This is a genomic window from Streptomyces sp. NBC_00557 (genome assembly GCF_036345995.1).
Classification (GTDB): domain Bacteria; phylum Actinomycetota; class Actinomycetes; order Streptomycetales; family Streptomycetaceae; genus Streptomyces.
This window is the reverse complement of the sequence record NZ_CP107796.1, coordinates 4,749,888-4,762,422: the sequence shown is the minus strand read 5'-3', so window position 1 is coordinate 4,762,422 and position 12,535 is coordinate 4,749,888. Positions and strand designations below refer to the sequence as shown.

Sequence of the window (12,535 nt, the reverse complement as noted above, 5' to 3'; positions counted from 1 at the left end):
GAAACCGACCCGATTCCGACCACTGCCCCACATGCACGGGACTCGCACAGAACGGTTCCCTACCATGGCGCGGGTGACCAGTACCGCGTCCTCCACGGACCTCCGGCAGGGCCAGGCGCCGCACGACCAGCGGCCGCCGTGGCAGCAGCGGCTGCGCCGATTCGGGTACGTACCGGCCGAGGACGCGCCCTCGGGCGACGTACGCGACCGGCTGGTACCGCCGTACACGCGGCCCGGCCCCCGGCTGTGGCAGGTGCTCGGCGTGCCGCCGGTCCTGGCCGAGCGGATCACGCGCTGGTCGGGCTGGGGCGGTCCGCTGCTGGTGACGCTGATGGCGGGCCTGATGCGGTTCTGGAACCTGGGCAGCCCGCGCGCGGTGATATTCGACGAGACGTACTACGCCAAGGACGCGTGGGCACTCGTCCACCGGGGCTTCGAGGTCAACTGGGACAAGAACGCCAACGACCTGGTGCTGCGGACGCACGGCCACCTCCCGATCCCCACGGACGCGGCGTACGTGGTGCACCCGCCCGTCGGCAAGTACGTCATCGGGCTGGGCGAGCTGATGTTCGGGTTCGACCCGTTCGGCTGGCGGTTCATGACGGCGCTGCTGGGCACGCTGAGCGTGCTGCTGCTGTGCCGGATCGGGCGCCGGATGTTCCGTTCGACGTTCCTCGGCTGCCTGGCGGGCGCGCTGATGGCGGTGGACGGCCTGCACTTCGTGATGAGCCGCACCTCGCTGCTCGACGGCGTGCTGATGTTCTTCGTGCTGGCCGCGTTCGGCTGCCTGGTCATCGACCGGGACCGGTCGCGGGAGCGGCTGGCCGCCGCGCTGCCGGCCGGCCGCGACGGCCGGGTCCGCCCGGACGCGCGCGTGGCCGACACGTTCCGGTTCGGCCTGCGGCCCTGGCGCTGGGCGGCGGGGCTGATGCTGGGCCTGGCCATCGGCACCAAGTGGAACGGCCTGTACATCCTGATCGCGTTCTGCGTGATGGCGGTGCTGTGGGACGTGGGCACCCGCAGGACGGCCGGCGCCCTGCACCCGTACGCGGCGGCCCTGAAGTACGACACGGGCCTCGCCTTCGTGACGACGGTCCCGGTGGCGATCGCCGTCTATCTGCTGTCCTGGCTCGGCTGGATCCTCTCCCCGGCCGACGGCACCGGCGGCTACTTCCGCAACTGGGCGGCCACCGACGGCAAGGGCGGCAGCTGGACGTTCCTGCCGGACTGGCTGCGCAGCCTGTGGCACTACGAGCACGAGGTGTACAAGTTCCACGTCGGCCTGACGTCCCCGCACACCTACCAGTCCAACCCGTGGAGCTGGATCGTGCTGGGCCGCCCGGTGTCGTACTTCTACGAGTCCCCGAACCCCGGCGCCGACGGCTGCCCGGCCGACGCGGGCCAGAAGTGCGCCCGCGAGGTCCTGGCGATCGGCACGCCGCTGCTGTGGTGGGCCGCCTGCTTCGCGATCCTGTACGTGCTGTGGCGGTGGGCGTTCCGCCGCGACTGGCGCGCCGGCGCCATCGCCTGCGGCATCGCGGCGGGCTATCTGCCCTGGTTCCTGTACCAGGAGCGGACGATCTTCCTCTTCTACGCCGTCGTCTTCCTGCCGTTCCTGTGCCTGGCGGTGGCGATGATGATCGGCGCGATCGTCGGCCCACCGGGCTCCTCCGACACCCGCCGCGTGATCGGCGCGACGGCGTCGGGCGTCCTGGTGCTGCTCATCGCCTGGAACTTCATCTACTTCTGGCCCCTGTACACCGGCACCGCGATCCCGATCGACTCGTGGCGGTCGCGGATGTGGCTGGACACCTGGGTCTGATCCGGCTGTTCACGGCGGGCCGGCGGCCTGCCACGCGCGCGTGGATTGTCGCAACCGTGCTACGGATCGGCCGTCGGCGTCACCCTCCGGCGCGGGCACCTTAAGGTGAGTGCCGTCGTTGGGGAGTGTGAGGGCTGCGGGGACCCTGGGGAAGGCACGGAGGAACTGAGGCTGTGGGCAAGAGAAGGCGCGTCGCCGAGCGACGGAGGACGACCGGGCCCGTGCTGGTCGGCGGGGTGATCGCCCTGGTCGTCGTCGGCGCCGGGTTCGCCGGCTACGCGCTGACCGGCGGCGGTGCCGCAGCCGGCGTGCGGAACCCCGCCGCAGCCGGCCACAAGACCGTCAAGACCGGCCCGCTCAGCGCCGCCGAGGTCCGCACGGCCTCCACCCGTTTCCTGACCGCGTGGCAGCAGGGCAGGCTCGCCGAGGCGGCCGCCGCCACCGACGACGCCTCCGCCGCCACCCGGATGCTCAACGGGGTCGCGAAGGACGCCCACTTGAAGGACGTCACGCTCACCCCGGGCGCGGCCAAGGGCGACACGGTGCCGTTCTCCGTCAAGGCGACCGTGTCGTACCAGAAGCTCAGCAAGCCTCTGGCGTACGCCGGTTCGCTGACCGTGGTGCGGCGGGCGAGCGACGGCAAGCCGCTGGTCGACTGGCGCCCCTCGGTCGTCCACCCGGATCTGAAGGACGGCGACACGCTCGTCACCGGCGAGTCGGGCACTCCGCCGATCAAGGCGCTGGACCGTGACGGCGGCGAGCTGACGGCCGCCAAGTACCCGTCGCTGGGCACGGTGCTGGACGGGCTGCGGGACAAGTACGGCAAGACGGCGGGCGGCAGGGCCGGCATCGAGCTGCGCGTGGTGCGCGGCAAGGCGTCGCGGAAGGCCGGGCTGTCCGACAAGACGCTGGTGGAGCTGAGCAAGGGCACGCCGGGCACGGTGAAGACGACGCTGAGCCCCGCCGTCCAGGCGGCGGCCGAGAAGCAGGTGGCCCGGCAGAAGCGGGCGTCCGTGGTGGTGCTGCGGCCCTCGACCGGCGAGATCCTGGCGGTCGCCAACACCGACCACGGCTTCAACGTCGCCTTCCAGGGCTCGCTCGCGCCCGGCTCCACGATGAAGATCGTGACCTCGACCATGCTGTTCGAGAAGAAGCTCATCACCCCGGACGCGTCGCACCCGTGCCCCAAGACGTACAAGCTGGCCGGCTGGACGTTCCACAACGACGACGACTCCGAGATCAAGAAGGGCACGTTCAAGCAGAGCTTCGGGGCCTCCTGCAACAACGCCTTCATCGACTTCGCGCCGAAGCTGTCGAACAGCGACCTGACGAAGGAGGCCCAGCAGGTCTACGGCCTCGGCCTGGACAACTGGGCCATCGGCGTGCCGTCCTTCGACGGTTCGGTGCCGGTGCAGAGCGGCGCGCAGATGGGCGCCTCGCTGATCGGGCAGGGCGGGGTGCGCATGAACCCGCTGAACATGGCGTCGGTGGCGGCCACGGTGGAGGCGGGCTCCTTCCACCAGCCGTACCTGGTCTCCCCCGACGTCGACCACCGCACGCTGGCGAAGGCCGCGCGCACGATGTCGGCGAAGACGCAGTCCCAGCTGAAGGACGTCATGCGGTTCACCGCGGACTACGGCACGGCGGCCAAGGCGATGGCGGGCATGAGCGGGGACTACGGCGCCAAGACGGGCTCCGCCGAGGTCGACGGGCAGAAGAAGCCCAACGGCTGGTTCACCGCCTACAAGGGCGACCTCGCGGCCGCGGGCGTGGTGCAGGCGGGCGGCCACGGCGGCGACACGGCCGGACCGATCGTGGCGGCCCTGCTCAAGATGGGCGGCTGATCAGCTGTGTACGGGTTCGGCGGTGTAGGTGCGGCGCAGGAACCGCAGCAGCGCCTTCGAGTCGAACTGGACCACCTCGACACCGTTGTCGGTGTGGAACTCGACGACGGCCTGCACCCGGCCGCAGGGCCACACCCGTACCTTGCCGCTCTCGGCCGGCGCCCGCAGGCCCCGTTCCAGCAGTGCGCGGGAGAAGGTCCACTCGTGCGGACCGGGCAGGCCGACCCGGACCGACCGTGGATCGGATTCGGGGTCGTACCGCAGCACCACGGCCACGGCCCCCGGGTCCTCCTCGTCCGTGACGATGTGGGCGCGTGCGTACTGCTCGACCACAGGCATCGGACCGCCCTTTCACCTTGAGTGACCTATGCGAAAGCTGTGAACCGCTTTCCGCTTTCTCCCTAATGTCCCATATTTCCCGATTTACGACTCGCGGAGCGGCCGCCGGCGCCTCGCGGTGAGCCTGCGGTCCTCTTCGCCGTACAGGTGTTCACCTTCCCCGGCGTCGCCCGCGCCAAGCGGCTGCGCGCCCCGATGAGGCCCACGTCACCGTGCCGGCGGCGGGGGCGCGTCCGTGACAATGGGCGCGTGACGAACGAGGACCGCGCCGCCGAGGGGTCGCTGCTGCTGGACGACCAGCTGTGCTTCGCGCTGTACGCGGCACAGCGCGCGGTCACCGCCGCCTACCGTCCGCTCCTGGACGACCTCGGGCTCACCTACCCCCAGTACCTCGTGCTGCTGGTCCTCTGGGAGCGCGGCGAGACCAGCGTCAAGGAGCTCGCCCGCGCCCTGCGGCTGGACTACGGCACCGTCTCCCCGCTGCTGAAGCGGCTGGAGGGCGCGGGGCTGGTGCGCCGGGAGCGCTCGGCCGGCGACGAGCGCTCGGTGCTCGTCGCGTGCACGGGGCGCGGGGAGGAACTCCGGGAGCGCGCGGCGCGCATACCCGGCGCACTCCTCACCACGACGGGCCTCGGCGCCGACCAGGTCGCGTCGCTGCGCGAGGCGCTGTGGGACCTGACCCGGCGCGCCGGCGCGGCGGCCGACCGGCGCTGATCCGGCGGACACCGGTCCGGCGTTACCCATGGTCGCCGCCCCCTGGCGCCGCCCACCCACCTACCGGCCGGTACCTTGTGCACGATGCACTTGTGCGCAACCTGTTCGCCGTCCGTTCCCGTGAGAGGCCGGTCATGACCGAGGGCACCGCCGTCGAGGAGACCCCCGTGGACACCCGTCCGACGAAGATCATGTACGTCGCCGAGGCCACCGCCCACGGCGGCCGCGACGGCTATGTCACCAGCCAGGACGGCCAGATCCAGCTGAAGGTCGCGATGCCCCCCGAGCTGGGCGGCGACGGCAGCGGCACCAACCCGGAACAGCTCTTCGCGGCCGGCTACAGCTCGTGCTTCCACAACGCGCTGATCCTCGTCGGCAACCGCGCGGGCTACGACCTGACCGGCTCCACGGTCGCCGCCAAGGTCGGCATCGGCCCGAACCGGCACCGCGGCTACGGCCTCGCAGTCGCCCTCAGCGTCTCCCTGCCGGTGCTCGACCCCGAGGTCGCGGCCCGGCTGGTGGACGCCGCGCACGAGGTGTGCCCGTACTCCAACGCCACCCGCGGCAACATCGACGTAACGATTCTCCTCGGGTAGCGCCACCAAGGAATCCCAGGCCGACAGTGGCTGTTGGACCCACTGTCGAAGGCGAGCCGAAGGGAACGAGCGGACGTGGACGTGAACGGCACAGTGGCCGAGGGCTTCGAGCCGGTCAGGGAGGCGTTCGCGGCGAACTTCGCGCAGCGCGGGGAACGCGGCGCGGCCGTCGCCGTCTACCGCGACGGGCACAAGGTCGCCGACCTGTGGGCCGGCTCCCGGGACGTGGACGGCACGGCCCCCTGGGAGCCCGGCACCGCGCAGATCGTACGCTCCGCGACCAAGGGCGTCGCCGCCGCCGCGCTGCTGCTCCTGCACCAGCGTGGCGAGCTGGACCTCGACGCCCCGGTCGGCGCGTACTGGCCCGAGTACAAGGCGGCGGGCAAGGAGCACACCCTCGTCCGGCACCTGCTCGCCCACCGCGCGGGCGTGCCCGTGCTGGACCGCCCGCTGACCCCCGCCGAGGCCGCCGACCCGGACCTGGGCGCCGCGGCCGTCGCCGCGCAGGCGCCGGTGTGGGAGCCGGGCACGGACCACGGCTACCACGCCCAGACCTACAGCTGGCTCACCGGCGAGCTGATCCGGCGGATCACCGGCCGCCCGGCTGGCGCGTGGATCGCGGACGAGATCGCCCGCCCCGTCGGCGCGGACCTGTGGCTCGGCCTGCCGGAGTCCGAGCACGCGCGCGTGGGCCGCGTCGGGCCCGTCGAGGCGCCGGAGGCCGCGGGCGCCCTGAAGACCCGCCCCAAGCGCGCGGTGGCCGAGGCGTACGCCGACCCCGGCTCGCTCACCCGGCGGGCCTTCGCGGCGATCACCCCGCTGCCCGACGAGAACGACCCCGCCTACCGCGCGGCCGTCCTGCCCGCGTCCAACGGCATCGCCACCGCCGACGGACTGGCCCGCTTCTACGCCTCGCTCATCGGCGAGGTGGACGGCGGCACGCGGCTGTTCACCCCGGAGACGGTCCGGCTCGCCCGCGCCGAGCAGTCCGCCGGCCCCGACCGGGTCCTGGTGGTCGGCACCCGGTTCGGCCTCGGTTACATGCTGCACGGCGCGGCGTCGCCGCTGCTCACCCCCGGCTCGTTCGGCCACCCCGGCCGGGGCGGCGCCCTCGCGTTCGCCGACCCGGACACGGGCATCGCGTTCGGTTATGTCACCAACGGCTTCCGCACGAGCGTGACGGCGGACCCGAGGGCGCAGGCGCTGGTCCGGGCGGTCCGCACGGCGCTCGCGTAGGCCGTCGCACGCACGGCGGGTGCGGCGGCGTCACACGTTGATCGTGTGCGAGGTCCGTCCGGATGCCGCGTCGATCTCGTCGTGTGCCTTGGCCAGCAGTTCCATGGCCAGTTCGTTGAGGGCACGGGCGCCGGCGATCTCCTCGCCGACCCTTGGCTGATTGGCGTCGACGCGGTGCCGGGTGGCGTGGCCGTGCGCCCGCACCTCGCTTCCGTCGGGCAAGCGCACCAGCGCCGCCGCTTTGGTGTGCTGATCGTCCTCCATGAACTCCAGCTCGACATGCCATCCGACAGCGGTGTGCATCATGACGATCTCCTCCGGAAAACAGCTGATTTCCAGCTGTTTCCAGGGTGCTCCCGCGCGCGGGGAACGTCACCTCGGCGGCACGCTCAGCCCTTGTCGCCGGCGGTCTCCTCGAAGCTGGCGAAGTACGCGGCGGCCATGTCCTCGTCCGCGTGCCCCTGGGCGGCGGCGCGGGCCAGCCGCTCCGCGGTCGCGGCGGCCACGTCCAGCCGTACGCCGCCGCGCTCGCCGGCCCGCACGATGAGCCGGGCGTCCTTCTCGGCGGTGGCGACGGCGAACGACGGCGGGGTCAGCTTGCCGTCGAGGACCAGCGCGGCCTTGGCCCGCAGGTATCCCATGTCGAGCGGGCCGCCCTCGATCAGCCCGAAGAACGCCTGCGGATCCACGTCCAGGGCCCGGGCCAGCGCGAGCACCTCACCGGCGGCCGCGGTGGCCGCGAGCACCCAGCTGTTGGCGACCAGCTTCAGCCGGCTGGCGCTGCCCGCGGCGCCGTCGGACCCGGTCCACAGGGTCTTCGCGCCGATCGCCTCGAAGACGGGCGCGACCGTCTCCCGGCCCTCCTCGGGCCCGGCGGCCAGCACGGTCAGCTGCCCGGCCTCGGCGGGCTGCCTGGTGCCGAGGACGGGGGCGTCGTAGAAGACGAGCCCGTGCTCGCGGGCGAACGCCGCGAGGTCGCCGATCAGTTCGGTCCCCGCGGTGGTGCACTGCGCCCACACCGGACCGGGCCGCAGGGCCGGCGCGGCCTCGCGCATGACGTCCAGGACGGTGGCACCGTCGTACAGCATCGTCAGGACCACGTCGGCGCCCTCGACGGCCTCCGCGGGCGTGCCGGCGATCCGCGCGCCGTCGGCGGCGAGCGGCTCGGCCTTCTCCCGTGTCCGGTTCCACGCGCGCACCGGAAGTCCGGCGCGGCACAGGTTCCGGGCCATCGCGGCCCCCATGATCCCCGTGCCCAGAACGCTGACGGTCGGCTTGTCGGTCATTGACGGCTCCCTGTCGTCCGGTTGCTGCCCGGCGGCTCTGCCCTGCCGGGCTACCCGGCGTGCAGCATCAATCCGATGCCGACCACCAGCAACCCGGCCGCCGCGATCCTGGGTGCCCCGAAACGCTCTTTGAAGAACACGGCGCCGATCGCGGCCCCGACGAGGATCGAGGTCTCGCGCAGCGCGGCGACCGGGGCGAGTTCCGCGCGGGTCTGGGCCCACAGCACCAGGGCGTACGCGGTCACGGACAGGGCGGCGCCGAGCAGGCCGAGGGCGGCGTGGGGCCGCAGCAGCCGGACGGTGCCGGCACGCGCGCGTGCGTACGTGTACGCCGGGATGACGACGCCCTGGATCGCCATGAGCCAGGCGATGTACCCGAGCGGCGAGTGCGCGGCGCGCACGCCGAGTCCGTCGATCACCGTGTACGCGGCGATCGTCAGCCCGGTCGCGAGGGCCGCGCCGATCGCCGCCCAGTCGGGCCGGCTGCCGCGCAGCCCCCACAGGCCGACGCCGGTGAGCCCCACGCAGGACACGGCGATCCCGGCCAGCGCCCAGTCGCCGGGCACCTCGTGTGCGAACACGGCGGCCAGCACGGTGACCACGAGCGGGGCGCTGCCGCGTGCGATGGGGTAGGCCTGCCCGAAGTCGCCGAGCCGGAAGGAGGTCATCAGCAGGGCGTAGTAGGCGATGTGGACGACCGCCGACGTCAGCAGGTACGGCCACGCGGCCCTCGCCGGGAGCGCCACGAACGGTGTGATGGCGAGCCCGATCAGCACCCCGCCACCGGAGATCAGGGTGAAGCCGACGAGCTTGTCGGTGATGCGGTGCGCGATGGCGTTCCAGCCGGCGTGGGTCACGGCGGCGAGCAGGACGGCGGCCGTGACGAGCGGGGTCACGCGGTCTGCTCGCGCACGTCCACCAGGTCGGCGCCGGCGTGGGCGACCAGTGCCTTCGGCTCGATCGGGAAGACGGTGTGCGGGGTTCCGGCGGCCGCCCACACCACGTCGTGGGCGAGCAGCGCGCGGTCGGCGAGGACGCGGGTGCGGGTGCGGTGCCCGAAGGGCGGCACGCCCCCGATGGCGTACCCGGTGGTCTCGCGGACGACGCCGGCGTCGGCGCGGCCGACCTCGCCGGCGCCCAGTTCCTCCCGCACCCGCTCGGTGTCCACCCGCGAGGCGCCGTCCATGAGGACCAGCACCGGCGTTCCGTCGGCGGCGAAGACCAGCGACTTGCAGATCTGGCTCAGCTCGCACCCGATGGCCGCGGCGGCCTCGGCGGCGGTGCGGGTGCCCTCCGGGAACCTCCTGGCCCGTGCGAGCACGTCCTGCAACCCGAGCGCGCGCAGCGCCTCCGCGAACCGGGGGTGGGCTCCGAAGTCGTCGGCGTCAGTGGCGGCTGTCGTCGTCATGCAGGGCACGCTACGACATCGCCGTGGCCGCGCTCACCCGGGTTTCACCGGCGTGCACGGATCAACGGCGGGCACGGAGAAGGCCGGTGAGGGTGCAGCCCCGTCCCCACGGGCACCCTCACCGGCCGGTCCACAGCCGGAAGCGGTACGTCAGACCCGTACCAGCTCCCGCTCCTCGTCCGGGTCGGCGTCCCTGCCGTCGGCCGCGGACTGTGTGCGCAGGCCGTCGCCCTCCACGTCCACGTTGGGCAGCGCCCGGTCGAGCCACGTCGGCAGCCACCAGGCACGCCTGCCGAGCAGGGCGAGGACCGCCGGGACGATGGCCATGCGGACGATGAACGCGTCGAAGAAGACGGCGACGGCGAGACCGAAGCCGATCATCTTGACCATCGCCTCGCTGGAGCCGATGAAGCCGGAGAAGACCGCGATCATGATGACGGCGGCGGCGGTGACGACCCGCGCGCCGTACTTGAAGCCGGTGACCACGGCCTGGCCCGGCGTCTCGCCGTGCACGAACGCCTCCCGCATCCGGGTGACCAGGAAGACCTCGTAGTCCATGGCGAGGCCGAAGACGACGCCCACCATGAAGATCGGCATCATCGACATCACCGGGCCGGTCTGCTCGACGTTCATCAGGCCGGACAGCCAGCCCCACTGGAAGACCGCGACGACCGCGCCGAGCGCCGCGAGCACGCTGAGCAGGAAGCCGAGCGCCGCCTTCAGCGGGACGAGGACCGAGCGGAAGACCACGATCAGCAGCAGGAAGGCCAGGCCCACCACCAGCGCCAGGTAGGGCAGGAGGGCGTCGTTCAGCTTCTGCGAGACGTCGATGTTCATCGCCGTCGTGCCGGTGACCAGCACCTTGGAGCCGGTCTGCGCGGTGATGTCCGGGCCCTTGCCGCGGATGGCGTGCACCAGGTCCTCGGTGGTCTGCGACGACGGCTTGGACTTCGGTACGACGGTGATGGTCGCGGTGTCGCCGGCCTTGTTGGCCACGGGCGGGGTGACCGTGACGACGTCCTTCAGGCCCTTGATCTCGTCGCCGACCTCGGTGAACGCCGTCGTGGGGTGCGCGCTGTCCTTGGCGTCGACCACGACCATCAGCGGGCCGTTGAAGCCGGGCCCGAAGCCCTCGGAGAGCAGGTCGTAGGCGCGGCGCTGGGTGGTGGAGACGGGCTGGGAGCCGTCGTCGGGCAGGCCCAGCTGCAGGGAGGCGGCCGGGACCGCGGCCGCGCCGAGGCCGAGCACGCCGAGGAGGAGGACGGCGACCGGGCGGCGTACGACGAAGCTCGCCCAGCGGGTGCCCATGTTCGGGCGGCCCGGCCTGCGGGGCGTACGGCCGCCGCCCAGCAGCCTGCTCTTCTCGCCCGCCGGCTTGACCCTGCGGCCCGCGAAGCCGAGCAGCGCCGGGATCAGCGTCAGCGCGATGAGGACGGCGATGGCGACCGTGCCCGCCGCCGCGATGCCCATCTTGGTCAGCATCGGGATGTTGACGACCGACAGGCCGACCAGGGCGATGACCACGGTGAGACCGGCGAAGACCACCGCCGAGCCCGCCGTGCCGACGGCCCGTCCGGCCGCGTCCTCGCGCTCGCGTCCCTCGGCCAGTTCCGCGCGGTAGCGGGAGACGATGAAGAGGGCGTAGTCGATGCCGACGGCCAGGCCGATCATCGACGCCAGCGTGGAGGTCGTGGAGCCCAGATCCAGGGCGCTCGCGAGCGCGGTGATCGTGGAGACGCCGATGCCGACCCCGATGATCGCGGTGAGCAGCGGGAATCCGGCCGCGAGCAGCGAGCCGAAGGTGATGACGAGGACGACGGCGGCGATCCCGATGCCGATGACCTCGCTGGAACCGGTCTCCGGGGTGGCGTTCAGCGCGTCACCGCCGACCTCGACGGTCAGCCCGGCGTCCCGCGCGTGCTGCGCGGCCTCCTTCAGGGCGTCGCGGGAGGAGTCCTTCAGCTCCATGCCGGAGACCTTGTACTTCACGGAGGCGTACGCGATCGTGCCGCTCCGGCTGACCGCGTGCCCGGTGTAGGGGTCGGTGACGGAGGCGACCTCGGAGCCGCTCTGCAGCTCCTTCACCGTCTTCTCGACGGCCGCCTTGTTGTCGTGGCCGGTCATCTTCTCGCCGGCCGGCGCCTTGAAGACGACCCGCGCGGTGGCGCCGTCGGCGCTCATGCCGGGGAAGCGCTGCTGCAGCAGGTCGAAGGCCTTCTGCGCCTCGGTGCCGGGGACGGAGAAGGACGTGTTGCCGGCGGCCGGTGCGGAGGCGGCGCCCACCCCGGCGAGGGTGAGCAGCGCGACCCACATCAGGGCGACGACGTGCCGTCGCCGGAAGGCGAGTCGGCCGAGTTTGTACAGAAACGTGGCCATTTCTGGCGTACTCCCGGTCAGGTCGTGGGGTTCATCAGGGCAGGGGTGATCAGCCCGACGACGTGAGCGGTGACGTCAGACGGTGGGCTTGCTCGGGGATGGGGAGGGGATCGGGGAAGGCGATCGGGTGGTGATCAGCCGGTGGTGACGCCGAGGGCGGGGAGGACCACGGCGTCGATGTACGACAGCAGGAAGGCCTGCGTCGGCGGCTTCTCGTCGATGAGCGAGCGGGCGGCGAACCCGCCGATCATCATGTGCATCACATAGTCGATCGCCGGGTTGTCCGCGCGGACCTCACCGCGGTCGATCGCCCGTTGCAGCACGCGGCGGAACGCCGCCAGCTCCGGCTCGATGAGATGCTCCTTGAACGCCCGCAGCAGGTCCGGGTTGCCGTGGACGGCCATCGCCAGACCCCGCATCAGCGCGGAGTTCTGTTCCATCTCGCAGTCGTCGGAGCGCAGGGTGAGGGCGTGCAGGTCGCCCCTGAGCGACCCGGTGTCGACCTCGTCGGCGAAACCGCCCGGCTTGTTGTGCCGCACCGCCCTGGCGACCAGCTCGGCCTTGCCGCCCCACTGGCGGTAGAGCGTGGCCTTGCTGGAGCGGGTGCGGGCTGCTACGGCGTCCATGGTCAGGGCGTCGTAGCCGACCTCCCGGAGCAGGTCGAGCACGGCCTCGTACAGCTCGGCCTCGCGCTCGGGCGTGATCCGACTGCGACGTGCCGCCGCGACGGCGTCGGTCATGCCGTCCACCTTCCCACTCCGGAGCCTCCTGCTGGTGTACACCATGAACATACCCTGAGAGCGTGCGAAACGAAACCGTTTCGTACGTGTGTTGGGTCACGGACGTGAGGACCGTATAAACGGCCGGTGCCGGCCCTGCGCAGGTCGCGGGCGCCGGTCGCGCACGAGTTGCTG

Annotated in this window: 12 protein-coding genes; 5 read left to right on the top strand and 7 right to left on the bottom strand. The window is 72.3% G+C overall.

Annotation, left to right across the window (positions count from 1 at the left end):
- The first annotated feature begins 73 nt into the window (after nt 1-73).
- Together OG956_RS20760 and OG956_RS20755 are read left to right on the top strand one after the other, a co-directional pair.
- Complete coding sequence (locus OG956_RS20760) at nt 74-1,822, top strand: dolichyl-phosphate-mannose--protein mannosyltransferase (RefSeq protein ID WP_330339487.1); 1,749 nt, start codon at nt 74-76, stop codon at nt 1,820-1,822.
- A gap of 173 nt (nt 1,823-1,995) precedes the next feature.
- Entirely contained in the window at nt 1,996-3,666 is a 1,671-nt protein-coding gene (locus tag OG956_RS20755) for a penicillin-binding transpeptidase domain-containing protein (RefSeq protein ID WP_330339486.1), read from the top strand.
- Here OG956_RS20755 and OG956_RS20750 read toward each other — a convergent pair whose 3' ends face one another.
- A complete protein-coding gene (locus tag OG956_RS20750) occupies nt 3,667-4,005 on the bottom strand; it encodes an SsgA family sporulation/cell division regulator (RefSeq protein WP_330339485.1) in 339 nt (112 codons plus the stop codon).
- 249 nt (nt 4,006-4,254) lie between these two features.
- Between OG956_RS20750 and OG956_RS20745 the strand changes: the two genes are divergently transcribed.
- The 3 genes from OG956_RS20745 to OG956_RS20735 all read left to right on the top strand — a co-directional run bounded on the left by OG956_RS20745 (nt 4,255) and on the right by OG956_RS20735 (nt 6,551).
- Nucleotides 4,255-4,719: a MarR family winged helix-turn-helix transcriptional regulator gene (locus tag OG956_RS20745; RefSeq protein WP_330339484.1), complete on the top strand. Its 465-nt coding sequence runs from the start codon at nt 4,255-4,257 to the stop codon at nt 4,717-4,719.
- A gap of 134 nt (nt 4,720-4,853) precedes the next feature.
- Complete coding sequence (locus tag OG956_RS20740) at nt 4,854-5,315, top strand: organic hydroperoxide resistance protein (protein ID WP_330339483.1); 462 nt, start codon at nt 4,854-4,856, stop codon at nt 5,313-5,315.
- Between the two features lie 75 nt (nt 5,316-5,390).
- Nucleotides 5,391-6,551, top strand: coding sequence for a serine hydrolase domain-containing protein (locus OG956_RS20735; protein ID WP_330339482.1), 1,161 nt, complete (start codon nt 5,391-5,393; stop codon nt 6,549-6,551).
- Nucleotides 6,552-6,581: 30 nt separating this feature from the next.
- Here the strand turns inward: OG956_RS20735 and OG956_RS20730 are convergent, their stop codons facing one another.
- The 6 genes from OG956_RS20730 to OG956_RS20705 all read right to left on the bottom strand — a co-directional run bounded on the left by OG956_RS20730 (nt 6,582) and on the right by OG956_RS20705 (nt 12,361).
- Nucleotides 6,582-6,857, bottom strand: a complete 276-nt coding sequence (locus OG956_RS20730; RefSeq protein WP_330339481.1) for a DUF1876 domain-containing protein — start codon at nt 6,855-6,857, stop codon at nt 6,582-6,584.
- A gap of 83 nt (nt 6,858-6,940) precedes the next feature.
- A complete protein-coding gene (locus OG956_RS20725; protein WP_330342897.1) occupies nt 6,941-7,909 on the bottom strand; it encodes an NAD(P)-dependent oxidoreductase in 969 nt (322 codons plus the stop codon).
- On the bottom strand, nt 7,888-8,733 hold the full coding sequence (locus tag OG956_RS20720) for an EamA family transporter (RefSeq protein WP_330339480.1): 846 nt from the start codon (nt 8,731-8,733) through the stop codon (nt 7,888-7,890). Before OG956_RS20720 ends, OG956_RS20725 begins: the two co-directional genes overlap by 22 nt.
- Complete coding sequence (locus tag OG956_RS20715) at nt 8,730-9,245, bottom strand: YbaK/EbsC family protein (protein ID WP_330339479.1); 516 nt, start codon at nt 9,243-9,245, stop codon at nt 8,730-8,732. Before OG956_RS20715 ends, OG956_RS20720 begins: the two co-directional genes overlap by 4 nt.
- Nucleotides 9,246-9,395: 150 nt before the next feature.
- Nucleotides 9,396-11,621: an MMPL family transporter gene (locus OG956_RS20710; protein WP_330339478.1), complete on the bottom strand. Its 2,226-nt coding sequence runs from the start codon at nt 11,619-11,621 to the stop codon at nt 9,396-9,398.
- 134 nt (nt 11,622-11,755) lie between these two features.
- Complete coding sequence (locus OG956_RS20705; protein ID WP_330339477.1) at nt 11,756-12,361, bottom strand: TetR/AcrR family transcriptional regulator; 606 nt, start codon at nt 12,359-12,361, stop codon at nt 11,756-11,758.
- Between the last annotated feature and the right edge of the window lie 174 nt (nt 12,362-12,535).